Consider the following 17,826-nt stretch of genomic DNA (forward strand, 5'->3'; position numbering starts at 1 on the left):
CAGCCCCTCCGGACCGTACGGACCGAAGGGGCTGGGGGCTGGTGGCTATCCGGCGTCGGGGGTGCCGGGCTGGTCGTGCGTGGAGCAGTGGATGCCACCGCCGCCGGAGGCGATGTTGTCGATCACCACCGGCACCACCTCCCGGCCCGGGAAGTGGTCCCGGACGATCTGCTGCGCCCGGTCGTCCGCCTTGGCGTCGCCGAACTTCGGCAGGAAGACGGCCTTGTTGGCGATGTAGAAGTTGATGTACGAGGAGACGAAGGCGTCCCCGCGTCCGGTGATCCGGTCCGGGTCGGGCTGCGGAAGGTCGATCACCTTGAGCGGGCGGCCGAGCGCGTCGGTGGCGTCCTTGAGCACCTCGCGGGCCTGGGCCGCCGAACGGGACCAGACGTCGGCGGGCGCACCGGGGAAGGGCTGGTCGAGCAGCACCACGCCCGGCGCGGCGAACCGCACCAGGCAGTCCACGTGCGCGTCGGTGATGTCCTGGCCGCGCACCCCGGCGAACCAGATCACCTTGGTGACGCCCAGCGCCTCCTTGAGCTCGGCCTCGACCTGGTCCCGGCTCTTGCCCTTGTTCCGGTTGTCGTTGACGACCGAGCTCTCGGTGACCATCAGGGTGCCCTGGCCGTCGCTCTCGAAGGAGCCGCCCTCGCCGACCAGCGGCGTGCGGATCCGCTCGATGCCGTACTTGCCGAGCACGGCGGCGGCCAGCGCGGAGTCGTTGCCGTGCTCCTTCTGCTTGTTGCCCCAGCCGTTGAAGTTGAAGTCCACGCCCTTGACGTGGCCGCCCTCCTCGACGAAGACCGGTACGGTGTCCCGCGCCCAGAGGTCGTCGACCGCGAGCGGCACCACCTCGACCTCGTTGCCGCAGGCGTTCTGCGCCGCGTCCAGCTGGCCCGGCCGGGCGAACATCACCACGTGCTCGAAGCCGGCCACAGCCCGGGCCAGCCGCGCGATGTCCGCACGCACGCCCGGGAGTTGGTCGTCCCAGATGCCGGTCGAGGCGGGCCAGGACATGAAGGTGCGGGCGTGGCTCTCCCACTCGGCCCCGAACCGGCGGCCCTCCTTCCTCACCGGCGGGGTCGGCTGGGACGGCGGCCGCTCGGTGGAGGCCGGCGGCTCGGGCCCCTCCTCGTCGAGCACGCCGCAGGCGGTGGCGCCCAGCGTGAGCAGCCCCGCTCCGGCGGCGGCGCGCAGCACCGTGCGGCGGGTGGGCGAGAAGGGCGTGGTGCGGTCTGACACGGAATCACTCCGGCTCTGCTGTGGGGTGGTACGGCACGGCGGCTCGCGGACGGTGGCCGCGGCGGAAGGCCGCGCGCGCCGGTCTTCGGGTGCGGATTCGGCTACGGCAGGGGTTCCTGCATGGTCGAGCAGTGGATGCCGCCGCCTCCGGTCATCAGGCGGTCCACGTCCAGCTGGACCACCTCGCGCCCGGGGAAGCACTCGGCGATGGTCCGCCGGGCGGCCTCGTCCTTGGCGCGGTCGCCGAACTGGGCGGTGATGACGCCCCCGTTGACGACATGGAAGTTCAGGTAGGAGTCGACGAACTTCGAGTCCCGGGACCGGACTTCGTCCGGCCCGTCGATCCGGATCACCCGCAGCCGGCGACCGCGGGCATCGGTGGCCCGGGAGAGGATGTCGAACTGCTCACGGGCGTCCCGCGCCCAGACGTCGTTGCGGTCGGCCGGCGGCAGCTGGACCATGACGACCCCGGGCGCGACGAACCGGGAGGTGACGTCGATGTGGTCGTCGGTGATGTCGCGGCCCTTGATGCCGGGCACCCAGATCATCTTGTCCGCGCCGTAGACGTCGAGCACGGCCTCCTCGACCTCGTCCCGGCTCCAGCCCCGGTTGCGGTTCTTGTTCACCAGGCTGCTCTCGGTGGCCATCACGGTGCCGTCGCCGTCGGTCTCCACCGAGCCGCCCTCGCCCACGAACTCGGCGTAGGAGAACGGGAGTCGGAGGTGATCGGCGATCCCGCGGGCCACCTCGGCGTCGTCCCGGTGGGTCTGCTTGTTCCCCCAGCCGTTGAAGTTGAGGCCGACGGCGTCCAGCCGCCCGTGCCCGTCGCGGCGGAAGACCGGCGCGGTGTCCCGCATCCACAGGTCGTCGGTCGGGATCTCGGCGGTGACGGTGACGGCGGGCCCGCAGAGGGCGCGCGCCTCCTGGACGCTGTACTCGTCCGGCGCGCACATCACCACCGGCTCGAAGCGGGCCACCGTCCGGGCGATCAGCGCGATGTCCTGCTGGACACCGGACAGCTGACGCCCCCAGACGGAGCGGCGGGAGGGCCACGACATCCAGGTACGGGCGTGCGGCACGTCGTCCCGGTCCACCCACCACTGCGGCGGCTCTCCGGCGGGCCGGTGGGCCTGCTGCTCGGGGGCCGCCCCGAACAGGCGGCTGATGAAGGATCGGCTGTCACTCATGGGATCTCCATCTCGAGAATTGCACGGTACCGCCGACCTGTCGGCCCGGCTCCGCGTCTTCACTCTCGCACTGACTGAATTTTCAGTCAAGAAAGCCCCCAAGCAGAAGGCCCCGGGTCGGCTCGCAAGCCGCCCCGGGGCCCTTCGCTCCGACTACGTCCGGTTCAGTGGTGCAGCCGCTCCAGCTCGCTGTCGATCGCCCCGGTCATCAGCTCCCGCGCGTGCTCCAGCGGCAGGCTGCCGCTGAGCCAGCGCACGCTGAGGCCCTCCACCATCGCGGTCAGCCGCTCGGCGGAGGCCGCCAGTGCGGCGGCACCGTTCATCGGCCGCACCCGGCCGACCAGCTCGGCCACCTCCTGGACCCAGCCCAGGGTGGCCCGGGCGAGGTCCTCGCGCAGGTCCGGGTCGAAGACCGCACTGGCGCGCAGCTCGCCCCAGGCCGTGCTGTTCTCCCGCACCTCCGGCGTGTCCTGGAGCTCCAGCAGCAGGGTCTGCTCCAGCTCCCCACGGGGCGTCAGCGGGGGCTCGTCCGCCAGCCGTTCGGTGGTGTACCGGCCGGCCCGGTCGTTGATGAACTCCAGCGTCGCGCGGAGGATCCCCGCCCGGTCCTTGAAGTGGTAGTAGATGAGCGCGGTGGACACGCTCGCCTCGGCGGCGAGCTCCTCCACCCGCAGCCCGCGGACACCGCGCCGGGCGATCACCCGCGCGGCCGCTTCCATGATCGAGGTTCTACGGTCTGCCACAAGCGATCACCCTACCCGCACCGTTTCCGCGCACCGCCGCGCCCGCCCCTTTCCCGGCGCCCGCCACCTCCGCCCCTCCACTGCGGCCCGCCCGATACACCCATACTGACTGATATTCCGGTCAGGGTATAGTCCGAGCCGTCCGAGACCTCCCCCTTGCACACCTGCACCGACCCGCTGGGAGCCCCCATGACCGCTGACCTCTTCGGCAACAAGGCCCCCGGCGCGTTCACACCGCTCGCCCCCGAGGACCCGGCCGAGGTCGGCGGCTACCGGCTCCGGGCCCGCCTCGGCGCGGGCGGCATGGGCCGGGTCTACCTCGCCTACACGCCCGGCGGGCGGCCCGTCGCCCTCAAGGTGATCCGCCCCGAACTCGCCGAGGACCCGCAGTTCCGCCACCGCTTCGCCCAGGAGGTGGCCAGCGCCCGCCTCATCCACGGCCTCTTCACCGCCCAGGTGGTCGACGCCGGCCCCGACGACGCGCTCCCCTGGCTGGCCACCGCCTACGTCCCCGGCCCCTCCCTCCACCAGGTCGTCCACCGCCACGGCCCGCTGCCCGAGCGGACCGGCCTCCTGCTGCTGGCCGGGATCGCCGAGGCCCTCCAGGCCGTCCACGCCGCCGGGGTCGTCCACCGCGACCTCAAGCCCGGCAACGTGCTGCTCGCCGCCGACGGCCCCCGGGTCATCGACTTCGGCATCGCCCGCGCCGCCGACGCCCTCCCCCTCACCAGCACCGGCCTGCGGATCGGCTCCCCCGGCTTCATGGCCCCCGAGCAGGCCCTCGGCCGGACCGCCACCCCGGCCACCGACGTCTTCGCCCTCGGCGCCCTGACCGCCTTCGTCGGCTCCGGCACCCTCCCCTTCGGCTTCGGCCCCGAAGCCGGCTCCCTCTACCGCGCCGTCCACGAGGAACCGGACCTCGACCGCCTCCCGCCCTCCCTCCTCGAACCGGCCCGCCTGTGCCTCGCCAAGGACCCGGCCGACCGGCCCACCACGGCGCAGCTGATCGAGTACGTCCGCAACCACCCCGCGGTCGGGGGTGAACTCCGTTTCACGGACGGGTGGTTGCCCGAATCGGTCAGCTCCGCCCTGGTCGGCCACAGCGAGCTCCCGCCGACCCCGGCCCCGACGGCGCCGACGGCCCTCGCGGCTCCGGCCTCCGCCCTCGCGACGGTGCTGCTCACCCCGGCGACCGCACCCGAGGCCGCCACCCGCCTCGCCGGGCCCCCGCCGACTCCCGGCGCCGGGAAGCGGAAGGGGCGGCGGATCGCCGTGCGGGTGTCGGTCGTCGCAGGTGCGCTGCTGGTCGGTGCCGCAGGGGGCCTCCTGCTACTGGACCCGTACGACTTCGACGACTCCGAGGCCGAGGCGGCCACCCCTCCCCCGTCGTCGTCCTCCGCGACGCCCTCTCCCTCCCCGTCTCCCTCCCCCTCCCCCTCTCCGACGGCGACCCCCTCCCCCGGATACGTACCGGTCCGCACCGACCTGACGCTCAGATCGCCCGACTCCTCCTACGAGTTCGACCTCCGGGCCGGAAAGGTGACCGCACAGGACGTCTCCACCTGGTTCCTCGGCCGCCACGGCGACGACCTCACCCTCCCCGACGGCTCCTCCGCCTACGTCTCCCCCGGCGGCCCCGTCCAACTGGAGGACTGCATCCGCGGGTTGGCCAGCGGTCCGGTCCACGCCGTCGCCCTCGGCACCGTTCAGGACGGCCGCGGCTTCTGCCTCCGCTCCCGCGACGGCGGTGACCTCGCCCTCGTCCGCGTCACCGACTCCGGCCCCGAGGACACCCCTCTGACCGTCACCGTCACCACCTACCGCCGGGCCTCCTGACCACCCGTCAGGGCAGCGGCGTCCGGACGGACCGCCGTCTGCCATCGGTGAACACCACTCCGTACGGGCGGGACGGTCACTACCGTCCCGTCACATGACGGCACTCACCACCCGCGCGGTCGAATACCCGGCCGACGACCTGACGATGATCGGACACCTCGCACTCCCGGCCGGCACCTCGCGCCGACCCGCCGTGCTGATCGGCCCCGAGGGAATGGGGCTCAGCGACGTCGAACGCCGGCGGGCCGACGCCCTGGCCGAACTGGGGTACGTGGCGCTCGCCTTCGACCTGCACGGCGGGCGCTACCTGGACGACCCGGAGGACATGCTGGCCCGCTGCCTGCCGCTGCTCGCCGATCCCGACCGCATGCGGGGAATCGGCCGCGCCGCGCTCGACGTCCTGCGGGCCGAACCGCGGACCGACCCCGACCGGATCGCCGCCATCGGCTACGGCACCGGCGGCGCGGTCGCGCTGGAGCTCGGCCGCGCCGGCGTCGACCTGCGGGCGATCGGGACCGTCAACGCGCTGACCACGGGCCGGCCGGGCGAGGCGGCGCGCATCCGCTGTCCGGTGTGGGCGGGGGTCGGCTCGGAGGACCCGATCATGCCGCCCGCCCAGCGGGAGGCCTTCACCGCGGAGATGCGGGCCGCGGGCGTCGACTGGCGCCTGACGGTCTACGGCGGAGCCCTCCACGCCTTCCACCACCCGACGGTCGACCACCCCACCCCTCCCGGCGTCGGCTACCACCCACGCCACGCAGAGCGGGCCTGGCACGACATCCTCGCCCTGCTCACCGAGTGCCTGCCCACCACGGAATGACCCCACCCGGCCCCTCCCGCCCGGCCACGGCGCGGGTCGGCCCGTGCGGAGCGGTCAGTCCACCAGGCCGTAGCACTCGGGGAACGCGCGCAGGAAGCCGGCCCGGTCGGAATCGTCCTCCACGGTGTGCAGTTCGCCGAGCACCTGGAGGAGCCCCGTCTGCTGATCCTCCGTCATGCGCTCGATGACCGTGCCGATCAACTCCAGCGCCTTGACCGCGTGATCGGGATCCATCTGCTGCGGAGAGGACGTCGCGATGTGCCACGTGAGGTCGACCAGCGCGTCCGTCACGCCATGGGCCAGGGACGGGTAGTGGGACACGACATGCTCGTTTCGGTCGGACGACGCGGGGCGGTTCGCATACTCAATCACGTCGACGAGCAGGCCGCTCCGCGCGTCCGGTCATCTGAAGGGCTTCGGGGAGTACGACGGGCTCCCGAAACCGACCGGCCGAGCACCCGGCCACACCCGACCGTACCCGGCGAGGCGGAACCGGCGAACCGCCCCCTCGCGGGACTAGCATCGCGGCATGACCGGAGACAGCGCGGACCGCCGGTGGTCCGAGTCCATGCCGGAGGCGTACGAGCGGTACCTGGTGCCGGTGGTCTTCCGGCCGTTCGCCGAGGACCTGGCCGCCCGGGCGGCGGCGCTCCGACCCCGGCGGGTGCTCGAACTCGCGGCGGGTACAGGGGTGTTGACCTCCGCTCTGCTGGCCGCCCTGCCCACCGCCGAAGTGACGGCCACCGACCTCAACGAGGCGATGGTCACCTACGGCTCCGCCCGGGCCCCGGGGGCGGTGTGGCAGCAGGCCGACGCGCAGCACCTGCCGTTCCCGGACGGAGCGTTCGATCTGGTGGTCTGTCAGTTCGGCGTGATGTTCTTCCCCGACCGGGTGGCGGCCTACCGGGAGATCCGCCGGGTGCTGGCTTCCGGCGGCCGGGCACTCCTCACCACCTGGGGGCCACTCCCCACCCACGCCTACGGCGCGGCGCTGCAGGCCGGGCTGGAGCGGGCCTTCCCCGGCGACGCACCGCCGTTCCTCCCCACCGTCCCGCACGGCTACGCCGATCCCGCCGCCGTGGCCGCCGATCTGACCGCCGCCGGTCTGACCGTCGAGGAGCAGCGGGAGCTGACGCTGGACGGCCGGGCCGCCTCCACCGCCGACGTCGCGATCGGCTTCCTCACCGGCACGCCCGTCCGCGCGGGCGTGCTGGAACGCGGGGACACGCCGGAGGTCCGGGCCCTCGTGGTCGAGGAGATGACGGCCCGGCTGGGGCCGGGGCCGGTGACGGCCCCGATGACGGCGTACGTCCTCCGCGCCGCGGCCTGAGCGCCGGTCCGCTCCGATCTGCCCCGCCCCGCCGGAGGAACGGCGGCCCGGCCCGGACGCACCGCGCTTGACGTTGACGCTGCGGCAGCTCCTACGGTCGTGACCAGGTCCGGACGGACCGGCCCGACGAGGAGGGGCGATGGACCTGCCGATCGCGGAGGTCGCCCGGATGTCGGGCGTGACCGCCCGGACGCTGCGGCACTACGAGGGGATCGGCCTGCTCCCGCCGGCCCGGATCGCTCGCCGAGCTGATGGCGGCCGGCGTTCCGGTGGCCGACGCGGCCGCGCAGGCGGAAGTCGACGCGCAGTTCCGGTCCCTGACGGAGCTCCACCCGGTCACGGCGGAGGAGTTCCGCGCCATGGGGCGGGCCTGCGTGCGGCAGCCCGAGTGGCGCGCCGCGTACGAGGCGATCGCTCCCGGGCTGGCCGAGTACCAGCAGGCCGCGATCGAGCTCTACGCGGCGGGCCTGCCGGCCTGAGTCACCGTCAGGCCTTCCGGCCCAGCTGCTCCGCCCAGTCCGCCAGGCGCGCGAAGTCGTCCGGCGTCAGGCCGGTCTTCGGGTCCACGTGGTGCAGCAGCGCCGGGCCCGGGTGGTTGGCCCGGACCCAGGCCCGGTCCGCCTCCGTGATCAGGTCGTCGACCCACGCGAACGGACGCCCCCGGGCCCAGGCCACGATCTGCGGCGTCTTCCAGAACACCCCGCCCCCGGGCTCGGGGCGGGGCTCCGCCCAGGCGACGTACGGCAGTTCGGGAAGGCCGAGCAGCGGCGCGACGAACGCGTTCGCCTCCTCCTCCCAGGTCGTCGCCCAGACCAGCTCGAACGGCAGCCCGGCGAGTGCCGCCCCGTGCTCCTCGTTGAGCCAGACCCGCAGCGGTTTCGGCGCCTTGTGGGGCAGCCCGTACTCCCGGAGCCGCCGCCGCTCCATCGCCTCCCACCGAGGCGTCATCAACCGGTGCGTCCCGTACCCCTCGGGCCGCCGGTACGGCTTCGACGCGAAGGGATTCAACGGCCCGTCCACATCCACCATCAACAACGGCCGCACCGGCCCACCCCCACTCGTCGGTGCCCGGACGATACCGACGATCCACCACTGACGACCAGCGACTTCGTGGTCCCGAGCGCTCGTCGAGCGCGTCGGTCAGGGCGACGACCACCGTCGCCGTCCCGGCCACCGGGCACGAACCCCTCCCATGACCTGATGACCTGACAGACGGTCAGGCGTGAGAGGCTGGGCGGCATGGACGGGGCGTCGAACGATGAGTTTTCCCGGAGGTTCCTGGCTGCGATCCAGGTCGGTGATGTCTGCAGCGGGATCGTGGCAGAACTGACTCCACGAGGTGTGTCGGTGATCCTGGACGGCTTCGCTGCACGTCCCTTGGGGTTCGTGGGGCCGCTGGACCGGTCCTGGGTCCGGTCCTCGGGAGCGGCCGTGGAGGTCGGCGACCGGATCACCGCCGAGGTGACCGCCATCGACCTTGCGCAAGGTCGGGTCTGGATGTCCACGGCCGCCACGGAGAACCCCGAACTCTGGGCGTTCCTGAAATCCCTGCGCACCGGAGAAGTCCTGTCGGGCCGGATCGGGTCGATCGAACGGTTCGGAGTGTTCGTCACCCTGGACGACGGCCCGGACCATCCGGTCTTCCCCGGCGTCGGGTTCATCACGATCCCCGAGCTGTCCTGGCGGCACTTCGAGGCGGCTTCGGACGTCGTTCAGGTGGGCCAGCGCGTCAGGTGCGAGTTCCTCCAGTTCGACACGACGAACGGAGAGGCCAGGCTGTCCCTGCGAGCGACGCAGCCCGACCCGTTCCAGGCTTTCGCCGAGACCACCGCAGTGGGGCAGTCGCTGCAGGGACGAGTTACCAAGCTGGTTCCGTTCGGAGCGTTCGTGCAGGTCACCAACGACATCGAGGGCCTGGTCCATCTGCGGGAACTCACCTGGACGCCTGTCGAGGCTCCAGAGATGGTCGTCCAAGTCGGCGACGACATCACGGTCGTCGTCACTGAGATCGATCGAGAACGACGCAGGCTGTCCCTCTCCCGACGGCACGCCTCTCCGGCTCGCGACTGACCTCTCGCGCGCTCGCCTCAGCCGGGTCCGCATGACATGACCCGTCTCATCGAAGATTGACTGGCGCGGGATTGTCGCAGTGCCCGCCCAGCGCTACACGGTGCGAAGAACAGGGTCGATCTCGGCCAGGATTTCGTTCAGCTGACGAGCCCCCAGAACCACGCGGTCGTCAGCGTCCCGAAACATCTCCTCGCACAGCCGCATCGCGTTGTCCCGGTCCTCGGAGAAGGTGCTGAACACATCGAGGATCGCGGTATGGATCCAATCGCTCTGATTCGAGTCGGCGACGGCCAGTGCGGAGGCGACTACCGCCAACCCGATCCTGTCCTTTCGCCGGAGCACCGCTTCCGCGGTCACCCGGGTGACGAAGGTGTCACCCGGGTCGAGCACGAGCGCCAGCAGTGGCCCGCAGGCCTCCCGCATCTCGGCGAAGCCTGCCAGGGCGCGCCCGGCATCCGCCCGGTCGCGGTAGTCGTGGCTTCGCGAGAGCTCGCGGAGCGCCTCAACAGCCTCATGCCGCCGATCTCTGTCCACTGCTACCCGTCCCTCCCGCGTCTTCCGCTCAAGCCCAGGCACAGGAGCCGCCCCAGACACCTCACGGTGCCAAGCAGTCAGGTGGACTGTGCTGATCATGGCTCGGTGTTCGATTCCTCGGCAAGTCCCAGTGAACCGCCCCGTGTTCGGTGGAGACTCGATTTCGTGTAAGGATTCGAGTCATGGCACGTCCCTCCTCCTACCCGCCTGAGCTGCACCGTCGTGCGGTACGCATGGTCGCCGAGGTCCTCGACGACTACCCGAACGAGTCGGCCGCGCTGCGGGGCGTCGCGGAGAAACTCGGTATCGGCTCGGCCGAGACGCTGCGCAACTGGGTCCGGCGGGACCAGGTCGACTCCGGGCAGCGCCCGGGAACGACGACGGAGGAGTCCGCGCAGATCAAGGCGATGAAGAAGGAGATCGCCGAGCTCAAGCGCGCGAACGAGATCCTCAAGGCCGCGGCGAGTTTCTTCGCGGCCGAGCTCGACCGGCCACATCTGCGCTCGTAACGTTCATCGACGGGCACCGGGGCCGCTTCGGCGGTGTCGAGCCGATCTGCCGCGTACTTTCCGAGCACGGCTGCAGCATCGCCCCCTCCACCTACTACGCCTTCAACAACCGTGCCGAGTCCGCCCGTTCGGTCCGCGACACGGAGCTGAAGGAACTGATCGCCGCAGCCTACGAGGACAACTTCCGGGTCTACGGGGCCCGCAAGATCTGGCACGAGCTGAACCGCCGCGGCCACGCGGTGGCCCGGTGCACCATCGAGCGGCTGATGCGAGAGCTCGGCATCACCGGAGCCGTCCGCGGCAAGCAGCTGGCCACCACGGTCCCAGACCCGTCCGCCACGCGGGCACCGGACCTGGTCGACCGCGACTTCGTCGCGCCGGCGCCGAACCGGTGCTGGGTCGCGGACTTCACACACGTGGCCGCGTTCGCCGGCGTCGTCTACGTCGCGTTCGTCGTGGACACCTTCTCCCGCCGCAGTGTCGGTTGGGCCGCCGCGACCACGAAGCAGACCAGGCTCGTCCTGGACGCCCTGGAGATGGCCCTGTGGCAGCGTGACCGCGACGGATACCCGCCCAGACGGGGCGAGTTGATACATCACAGCGACGCGGGCAGTCAGTACACGTCTTTCCGCCTGGCCGAGCACCTCGACGCAGCCGGCATCGCCGCCTCCATCGGATCCGTCGGCGACGCCTACGACAACGCCCTCATGGAGAGCACGATCGGGCTGTTCAAGACCGAGCTGATCAAACCCCGGCGACCCTGGCGGACCATCTCGCAAGTCGAGCTCGCCACCGCCGAGCGGGTCGATTGGTACAACCACCGCCGACTTCACGGTGAGATAGGCCACGTCCCGCCCGTCGAGTACGAGAACACCTACCACCTCACAACCGCAAAACCACAGGCCACAACCACAGGCTGAGGTCTCCACCGAAAGCGGGGCGGTTCACGATTCCTGTCGAATCTTCGGCGAGCGCGGCCACATCTTTGCTGGTCAGAGCATGCCTACTTCCCCTGCGATGCTGCTTCTTCGAGACAGGGCTGCCTTGCAGTAAACGAAGTGGCTTCCTGTCGCGTTAGAAGAGTGACGGATGTCTTAGTCCCATGTCTGTCGTCAGGTCCGGCTGCTGATGTCTCGAGGCGACGAGCCGTCAGCGGCCAGACCTCCAACTCAAGATCACCATCGCATAGCAGGCGAGGCTCAGGCCCGTCTGCTCGTCGTGGTTTCTTTCATCCGAAAGGGTGGACGCGTCGCGTTCGCCTGAAATCCGGCGCGCCGTCCTACCAGTCTCGTCATGTCTCTCTGGTGCCATCCCCTCGCCTGGGGTCCAGGGAGCAACAAGATCAACTGAAGACAAGACAAATGGGACAACAAAGATGATCAAGCTCTTCCGGAAGCTGGGGAGGACGGCGCGCTACGTGCTGCTCGTCGTCACGTTCTTCGGGTGCTTCCTGGCCCGGGGCTACCGCCCCGACTGGGCCCCGGTCGCGCAGAGGGCCGAGCTGGCGGTCTTCACCGCCGCGGCGGTCGACGTCCTCTGGATGCTCCAGCAGTGGGTGCGGCGGCGGTGCGTGGCCATTCGGCAGCGCTGGAAGGCGTTCCAGCGGCTGACCGACGAGGCTCCGCAGGTTGAGGCGGGGGCGTCAGACGCTCCGCTCGAAACGGTTAGCGTTGCAGATGTCGGCAGCTCGGTCTGACGGCACGTTGCACGATGAGGTCGGCGGGGGTGAAGACACCTCCCCGGCCTCGTCGCCGTGCTTCGAGGCGTTTGCCCAGAGCGCGTGGCCGGCCCTTGTGCGCGCCGCACGACGATATGTGCCTGATCACACCGCTGACGACATCGCGCAGACCGCGCTTGAGTCGATCTTCAAGCAGTGGGGCCGGGTGGCCAGGATGGACCACCCAGTGGGTTACGCGGTGACGGTGGCGCGGAGCCGAGCAATCGATCACCTGCGGCGGCAGCGAGAGGTCCCGGTCTCCAGCGAGGAACTCACCCCCCTCGTTGATGAAGGGCTTCTGCGAGCAGCGCCGAGCGGTGACGTTGACCTGCTGGAGCTGGTGCTATCCGTAGCAGAGCAAGTGCCTGGGCGGACAGGTCAGGTCCTTCATCTGAGTCTCTTCGGTTACGCACCCCAGGAGATCGCCGGGCTGCTGGGAGTTGCGCCGAGCACGGTCCGGGTGCTGCTGCATCGTGCCCGTCAGTACCTCATGGCCTCCGAGGAGGTTCGAAGTCTGATCCGGTCGAACCATCGATCATGAGGGCCTCAGTGTCGACGACAGCAACACGGCTGTTGCGCGACTGGTGATAGGTCCACTGCGTTGGCCTGCGAAAAATCAACACCAGGTGGGAACGCCCTCTGAGGCCTGCTGGCGGAAGAACGGACAGCATGGACAGCGACGCGCAGCGGCCACCGCTCCTCGTGGTGGACGGCGCGAACGTGGTGGGCTCGGTGCCGGACGGCTGGTGGCGCGACCGGCGGGGTGCGGCGGAGCGGCTGCGCGACGCGCTGGTGCCGGTCGCGGAGGACGGGTTGGCGCTCGCCGCTGATCGCACTCCGGGGCGGTGGCACGGTGGCCCGCTTGAGGTGGTCCTGGTGGTGGAGGGAGCCGCTCGCGGGGTGTCCGGGGTTCCTCGGGTACGGGTGGTGGCAGCGTCGGGGAGCGGTGACGACTGCATCGTCGAGTTGGTCGGCGCGGCCCGTTCCGCGGATCCGGACCGCGCCTGCCTGGTCGTCACCGCCGACCGCGAACTCCGCACTCGGGTAGCCGCCTTGGGCGCCGACGTGACCGGCCCGCGCACCGTCCGCCCCGCCTGAACGGCCCGCGCGAACCGGCCGTCGCAACGAGGAGCAGCCTGGGCATCCCTCAGAGCCCGGAATCCTCTCCCGAGCAGACGCAGAGCCCGTCCACGGCACGCTCGGCAGCGGTGTGCAGCTGCCGGACCTCGCTCCGGGGGAGGCGGGCGACCACGATGTCGATCCGATCGGGATCGGTGGGAGTCCTCGCACTCACCTCGAGCTCGGCCTGCTCGGCCGCCGCCGCTCGGACCAGGACCGAGAAGACGCAAGCGTCCTTCTCCATGGCGTAGGCGTCGGCCCACAGCTCGACCAACGCGCCGCTCCGCAACGTCACGTGCCAAGCGGAGGGAACTCCAGCAGCGAACTCCATGGCCGCGAGCCTAGCCGTTGCCGGGACAGTCGGTTGTTGCCGTGGGTGAATGGGGGTCTTCTCGGGGGCCACCGACACGCCCCGGGGGCGACGGCACTTGAGTCTCCAGTGGGGGGAGACGGGAGGGTACGGGCATGGACGGCGACGCGCTCTTCACGATCGGGGACCTGGCTCGGCGGACCGGGCTGACGGTCAAGACCATCAGGTTCTACTCGGACGAGGGGATCGTGCCGCCGACGGACCGTAGTCCGTCCGGCTACCGGCTGTACGACGTCGGTGCGCTGGCCCGTCTGGACCTGGTGCGCACACTGCGCGACCTCGGGGTCGAACTCGCCGTGATCCGGCGGGTGTTGGACCGGGAGGTGTCGGTGTCCGAGGTGGCGGCGGCGCACGCGGACGCGCTGGAGGTGCAGATCCGCACGCTCCGACTGCGGCGCGCGGTGCTGCGCGCGGTGGCCGAACGAGGCTCCACCACCGAGGAGATGACCCTGATGCACCGACTGGCGAAACTGACCGACGAGGAACGCGGGCACCTCGTCGCCGAGTTCATCGACGACACCTTCGGCCGCTACGACGCCAACCCGGAGCTCGTCGCGATGATGCGCGCGGCCGCGCCGGTGCTGCCGGAGGACCCCGAGCCCGCACAGGTCGAGGCCTGGGTGGAGCTCGCCGAGCTGACCCGGGATCCGGACTTCCGGGCGGCGGTGCGCCGGATGGCGCGGTACCAGGCCGACGAGCGCGAGCGGGGCGACGACACGGGGCTGCACCACGAGCTCACCGAGGCGGTGCGCGAGGGGGTCGGCCGGGCGTTGGAGGCCGGCACGGCGCCGGGGTCGGCAGCGGCGGCCGAGGTGCTGGCCGGGCTGACGGCCCGTTACGCCGAGACCTTCGGAAGGGCCGACGACGCGGAGCTGCGCGGCTGGCTGCTGAACAGGCTGGAGGTCGCGGGCGATCCGCGGGCGGAGCGGTACTGGCACCTGCTGGCGACGGTCAACGGCTGGCCCGTCCCGGAGGGGCTGGGCCCGGTGTTCGCCTGGTTCGGCGAGGCGCTCCGCGCGCACTCCGGGCGGTAGCACGCGCCCGCGCGGCGGTGAGCGGGCGGGCCCGGTCGGCCCTCGCCCATGTCGACGAAGGCCGACTCGTGGCTGATCTCGGTCCGCTCACCGCCCGGCGACCGCGGTGGTCGGGGCCGGCGCCCGTCGGAGCGTCAGAGCGGCCGGGACCGGGGCCGCTCGGGGGTGGCCAGGGCGGCGCCGAGGACCATGCCGACGGCGATGCTGATGACGATGGTCACCAGCTTGAGCAGGTCCTGGAACCCCTCGATCACGTAGCCGCCGGCGAGGGTGGTGAGGCCGCGCATGCCGAGCGAGCCGACGGTGAGGGTGAAGAAGCCCGGGAGCAGCAGGACGAGCCGGGGCGGGTGCCGCGGTGCGCGGGCGAGGGCGGTGGCCACCGCCGCGAGGACGGTGGCGGCGACGAACGTCCCGCCGACCTCGCCGATGAGTTTCGTGCCGAGCGACTGCACGCCGACGGTGAGGTAGACCAGGAGCAGCAGTGGGCCCAGGAGCCGGAGCGGGATCGCGAAGGCGAGGACGGTCCCGACGGTGAAGACGATCCAACTGAGGAACAGTGACCAGCGCGGCAGGTCGGAGGTGGCCGCCTGGTCGAACAGGGCCCGGGTGGAGGTTCCGGTGACGAGGACACCGATCAGCACGCCGACGTACAACTGCAGGAGCAGGAAGGCGGAGTAGACCAGGCGGACGGCACCGGTGGTGATGTGGCCGGCGGCGAGCTCGGCCGAGGCCGCGCTCAGGTAGTCACCGGGGACGAAGAAGAACAGCGCCGGGAGCATCAGCAGGACGGGGCCGCCGCGCGCCGCGTCGTCGGCGAACAGTTCGAGGGTGAGCACGGAGACCGCGACCGCGACCACCAGCGGTAGGACCTTGGTGAGGCGTGGCCTCCGGTCGGCCGCGACGGCGAGGACGGCGACGAGCGTGCTGAGGGCGGCGGTCGTGCCGATCTCGTACCAGGTCGGCTGCATCAGCGGGGCGAAGCCGACCGAGAACAGCACGATGCCGAGGAGCTTCAGCCACCAGGGGTACGGCGCCGGGGAGGTCCGGATCCGCTCCAGTCGCCGCTCCGCCTCCGCCAGGTCGGTACGGCCCTCGGCGAGGTCGGTGAGGAGCGGCTTGAGCGCGGTGAGCCGGTCGAGGCGGAAGACCTCGGGGACCCCGCGGACGGTGACGGTCCTGGACCTCCCGCGGACCGTGACCGTGAGCGTCGCCCCGTCCGGCACCAGGAGCACATCGGTCTCGGCCCCCAGCACCTCGGCCGCAGCCCGCACGTGATGCTCGATCAGTTCGGCGCCTTCGCCGCTGGTGTCGAGCATCAGCCCGGTCAACCGGCGCAGGAAGTCGGTGACCCGGTCGAGGCCGGCGTCGTCTGGTCGGTCCACTGCCTCACGTCCCGGTCCGGCCACAGCCGCCGCGGCCCATGCCGCGAACGTAACACCGCGCTCGCCCCACCGCCCCGCACGAACACACCGCCGATCGGCTGACGGTCCGTCGGGACCCCCTTGCGCCGGGTACCCCCCAGGGGTATAAATATCTCCACAAGGAGATACCCCCCATGGGTATCTGACGGACCATCAAGAGGAGACCGCCATGTCCTGCTGCTCCCCCGCCGGCACCTGCTCGACCGACTCGACCACCCTCACCATCGAGCCCCCCGTCGCCGCCGACCGCGTCACCACCGTCTACGCCGTCGCCGGGATGACCTGCGGCCACTGCGAGAAGTCGGTCGGCGCCGCCGTCTCCGCCCTCCCGGGCGTCACCTCCGTCTCCGTCGACGTCGCGGCCGGCCTGGTCACCGTCGCTTCGGAGGGCGAGCCCGAGGACGCGGCCGTGCGCGCCGCCGTCGACGAGGCCGGTTACGAACTCACCGGCCGCGCCTGAGGGTTCACCCCCTCGTCCACGAGCCTTCACGACCCAGCGAGGAGCACCCATGAGCACGCAGGCACCCGCCTCCCACGAGGTGGAACTCGAGATCGGTGGCATGACCTGTGCGTCGTGCGCCGCCCGGGTCGAGAAGAAGCTCAACCGGATGGACGGCGTCGAAGCGATCGTCAACTACGCCACCGAGAAGGCGAAGGTCTCCTTCGCCGCCGACTCGGTGGAGGTCGCCGACCTGATCGCCACCGTCGAGGCGACCGGCTACACCGCGGCCGTCCCCCGGCCGGCGGACGCCGAGCCGGAGGCAGGGGCGGGGGCGGGGGCGACCGGTGAGCCCGACCCACTGACCCCGCTGCGGCAGCGGCTGGTCACCTCCGTGGTGCTCAGCCTGCCGGTGATCGCGATGGCGATGATCCCGGCGCTGCAGTTCGACAACTGGCAGTGGCTCTCCCTCACCCTGACCGCGCCGGTGGTGACCTACGCGGCCTGGCCGTTCCACCGGGCCGCCTGGACCAACGCCAAGCACGGCGCCGCGACCATGGACACCCTGGTCTCGCTCGGCACCGGCGCCGCGTTCCTCTGGTCGCTGTGGGCGCTGTTCTTCGGGCACGCGGGGATGCCCGGGATGCGGCACGGCTTCGAGCTCACCATCGCCCGCTCCGACGGTGCGTCGAACATCTACCTGGAGGCGGCGGCCGGCGTCACCGCCTTCATCCTGGCCGGGCGCTACTTCGAGGCGAAGTCGAAGCGGACGGCCGGTGCGGCCCTGAAGGCCCTGCTGCAGCTCGGGGCCAAGGACGTCACCGTCCTGCGCGACGGCGCCGAGGTCCGGGTGCCGACCGCCCAACTGGCCGTCGGTGACCTGTTCGTGGTGCGGCCCGGCGAGAAGATCGCCACCGACGGGGTGGTCGAGCAGGGCTCCTCCGCGGTGGACGCCTCGATGCTCACCGGCGAGTCCGTGCCCGTGGAGGTCGGCGCCGGCGACGCCGTCACCGGAGCCACCGTCAACGCCGGCGGCCGCCTGGTGGTCCGCGCCACCCGGGTCGGCGCCGACACCCAGCTCGCCCGGATGGCCAAGCTGGTGGAGGACGCGCAGAACGGCAAGGCCGCCGCCCAACGCCTGGCCGACCGCATCTCCGGGGTCTTCGTCCCCGTCGTGATCACCCTGGCCCTGGCCACCCTGGTCTTCTGGCTCGCCACCGGCGAGGGCTGGACGGCCGCCTTCACGGCCGCCGTGGCGGTACTGATCATTGCCTGCCCCTGCGCGCTCGGCCTGGCCACCCCGACCGCCCTGATGGTCGGCACCGGCCGCGGCGCCCAGCTCGGCATCCTCATCAAGGGACCCGAGGTCCTGGAGACCACCCGCAAGGTCGACACCATCGTGCTGGACAAGACCGGCACCGTGACCACCGGCAAGATGACCCTGCTCGCCGTCCA

19 protein-coding genes and 2 pseudogenes are annotated in these 17,826 nt (G+C 71.5%); 13 read left to right on the top strand and 8 right to left on the bottom strand.

Annotated features, from left to right (window positions below):
* Positions 1-45: 45 nt before the first annotated feature.
* From ACWEPF_RS28050 to ACWEPF_RS28060, 3 genes are all read right to left on the bottom strand, one after another.
* Positions 46-1,242 carry an agmatine deiminase family protein gene (locus ACWEPF_RS28050; RefSeq protein WP_452174717.1) on the bottom strand — a complete coding sequence of 399 codons (1,197 nt, stop codon included), beginning with the start codon at positions 1,240-1,242 and terminating at the stop codon, positions 46-48.
* A gap of 101 nt (positions 1,243-1,343) precedes the next feature.
* Positions 1,344-2,429 (bottom strand): agmatine deiminase family protein, encoded by a 1,086-nt coding sequence (locus ACWEPF_RS28055; RefSeq protein ID WP_452174718.1) that lies wholly within the window; start codon positions 2,427-2,429, stop codon positions 1,344-1,346.
* Between the two features lie 164 nt (positions 2,430-2,593).
* Positions 2,594-3,148, bottom strand: coding sequence for a TetR/AcrR family transcriptional regulator (locus tag ACWEPF_RS28060; RefSeq protein ID WP_380149703.1), 555 nt, complete (start codon positions 3,146-3,148; stop codon positions 2,594-2,596).
* Positions 3,149-3,361: 213 nt separating this feature from the next.
* On the opposite strand from ACWEPF_RS28060, the gene ACWEPF_RS28065 reads away from it, so the two are divergent.
* Together ACWEPF_RS28065 and ACWEPF_RS28070 are read left to right on the top strand one after the other, a co-directional pair.
* The gene (locus ACWEPF_RS28065) at positions 3,362-5,008 is read left to right on the top strand and encodes a serine/threonine-protein kinase (protein ID WP_452174719.1); all 1,647 of its coding nucleotides are present in this window, start codon (positions 3,362-3,364) and stop codon (positions 5,006-5,008) included.
* Between the two features lie 94 nt (positions 5,009-5,102).
* The gene (locus ACWEPF_RS28070; RefSeq protein ID WP_452174720.1) at positions 5,103-5,828 is read left to right on the top strand and encodes a dienelactone hydrolase family protein; all 726 of its coding nucleotides are present in this window, start codon (positions 5,103-5,105) and stop codon (positions 5,826-5,828) included.
* Between the two features lie 54 nt (positions 5,829-5,882).
* Here ACWEPF_RS28070 and ACWEPF_RS28075 read toward each other — a convergent pair whose 3' ends face one another.
* Entirely contained in the window at positions 5,883-6,149 is a 267-nt protein-coding gene (locus ACWEPF_RS28075) for a hypothetical protein (RefSeq protein WP_452174721.1), read from the bottom strand.
* A 208-nt stretch (positions 6,150-6,357) separates the two neighbouring features.
* Between ACWEPF_RS28075 and ACWEPF_RS28080 the strand changes: the two genes are divergently transcribed.
* The 3 genes and pseudogenes from ACWEPF_RS28080 to ACWEPF_RS28090 all read left to right on the top strand — a co-directional run.
* Complete coding sequence (locus ACWEPF_RS28080; protein ID WP_452174722.1) at positions 6,358-7,158, top strand: class I SAM-dependent methyltransferase; 801 nt, start codon at positions 6,358-6,360, stop codon at positions 7,156-7,158.
* Positions 7,159-7,297: 139 nt separating this feature from the next.
* Positions 7,298-7,381, top strand: a pseudogene (locus ACWEPF_RS28085) (MerR family DNA-binding transcriptional regulator); the annotation flags it as partial.
* 16 nt (positions 7,382-7,397) lie between these two features.
* Positions 7,398-7,637: pseudogene (locus tag ACWEPF_RS28090) on the top strand (TipAS antibiotic-recognition domain-containing protein); the annotation flags it as partial.
* A 7-nt stretch (positions 7,638-7,644) separates the two neighbouring features.
* Here ACWEPF_RS28090 and ACWEPF_RS28095 read toward each other — a convergent pair.
* The gene (locus ACWEPF_RS28095; RefSeq protein WP_449795936.1) at positions 7,645-8,187 is read right to left on the bottom strand and encodes a hypothetical protein; all 543 of its coding nucleotides are present in this window, start codon (positions 8,185-8,187) and stop codon (positions 7,645-7,647) included.
* A 210-nt stretch (positions 8,188-8,397) separates the two neighbouring features.
* Here ACWEPF_RS28095 and ACWEPF_RS28100 point away from each other — a divergent pair, with 210 nt between their 5' ends.
* On the top strand, positions 8,398-9,228 hold the full coding sequence (locus ACWEPF_RS28100) for a S1 RNA-binding domain-containing protein (RefSeq protein WP_452174723.1): 831 nt from the start codon (positions 8,398-8,400) through the stop codon (positions 9,226-9,228).
* A 93-nt stretch (positions 9,229-9,321) separates the two neighbouring features.
* Here the strand turns inward: ACWEPF_RS28100 and ACWEPF_RS28105 are convergent, their stop codons facing one another.
* Entirely contained in the window at positions 9,322-9,762 is a 441-nt protein-coding gene (locus ACWEPF_RS28105) for a hypothetical protein (protein ID WP_452174724.1), read from the bottom strand.
* A 182-nt stretch (positions 9,763-9,944) separates the two neighbouring features.
* Here ACWEPF_RS28105 and ACWEPF_RS28110 point away from each other — a divergent pair.
* The 4 genes from ACWEPF_RS28110 to ACWEPF_RS28125 all read left to right on the top strand — a co-directional run bounded on the left by ACWEPF_RS28110 (position 9,945) and on the right by ACWEPF_RS28125 (position 13,086).
* Positions 9,945-11,191, top strand: a protein-coding gene (locus ACWEPF_RS28110) for an IS3 family transposase (protein ID WP_452174725.1) whose coding sequence is annotated in 2 segments (ribosomal slippage) — positions 9,945-10,224 and positions 10,224-11,191 — 1,248 coding nt in all. Because the reading frame shifts where the segments join, the coding sequence is not laid out codon by codon here.
* A 455-nt stretch (positions 11,192-11,646) separates the two neighbouring features.
* Complete coding sequence (locus tag ACWEPF_RS28115) at positions 11,647-11,967, top strand: hypothetical protein (protein ID WP_452174726.1); 321 nt, start codon at positions 11,647-11,649, stop codon at positions 11,965-11,967.
* Entirely contained in the window at positions 11,948-12,529 is a 582-nt protein-coding gene (locus tag ACWEPF_RS28120; RefSeq protein ID WP_452174727.1) for an RNA polymerase sigma factor, read from the top strand. The genes ACWEPF_RS28115 and ACWEPF_RS28120 overlap by 20 nt, the downstream gene beginning before the upstream one ends.
* A 128-nt stretch (positions 12,530-12,657) precedes the next feature.
* Positions 12,658-13,086, top strand: a complete 429-nt coding sequence (locus ACWEPF_RS28125) for an NTP pyrophosphohydrolase (protein WP_452174728.1) — start codon at positions 12,658-12,660, stop codon at positions 13,084-13,086.
* Between the two features lie 49 nt (positions 13,087-13,135).
* Here the strand turns inward: ACWEPF_RS28125 and ACWEPF_RS28130 are convergent, their stop codons facing one another.
* The gene (locus tag ACWEPF_RS28130; protein ID WP_452174729.1) at positions 13,136-13,402 is read right to left on the bottom strand and encodes a hypothetical protein; all 267 of its coding nucleotides are present in this window, start codon (positions 13,400-13,402) and stop codon (positions 13,136-13,138) included.
* Positions 13,403-13,572: 170 nt separating this feature from the next.
* Here ACWEPF_RS28130 and ACWEPF_RS28135 point away from each other — a divergent pair, with 170 nt between their 5' ends.
* Positions 13,573-14,511 (top strand): MerR family transcriptional regulator, encoded by a 939-nt coding sequence (locus ACWEPF_RS28135; protein WP_452174730.1) that lies wholly within the window; start codon positions 13,573-13,575, stop codon positions 14,509-14,511.
* A gap of 134 nt (positions 14,512-14,645) precedes the next feature.
* Here the strand turns inward: ACWEPF_RS28135 and ACWEPF_RS28140 are convergent, their stop codons facing one another.
* Positions 14,646-15,893 (bottom strand): threonine/serine ThrE exporter family protein, encoded by a 1,248-nt coding sequence (locus tag ACWEPF_RS28140; protein WP_452174731.1) that lies wholly within the window; start codon positions 15,891-15,893, stop codon positions 14,646-14,648.
* 208 nt (positions 15,894-16,101) lie between these two features.
* On the opposite strand from ACWEPF_RS28140, the gene ACWEPF_RS28145 reads away from it, so the two are divergent.
* Both ACWEPF_RS28145 and ACWEPF_RS28150 read left to right on the top strand, forming a co-directional pair.
* A complete protein-coding gene (locus ACWEPF_RS28145) occupies positions 16,102-16,392 on the top strand; it encodes a heavy-metal-associated domain-containing protein (RefSeq protein ID WP_452174732.1) in 291 nt (96 codons plus the stop codon).
* A 49-nt stretch (positions 16,393-16,441) separates the two neighbouring features.
* Positions 16,442-17,826, top strand: a 1,385-nt coding sequence (locus ACWEPF_RS28150; protein WP_452174733.1) for a heavy metal translocating P-type ATPase, incomplete at its 3' end; no start/stop codon positions are given.

The organism is Kitasatospora sp. NPDC004289, assembly GCF_053602875.1.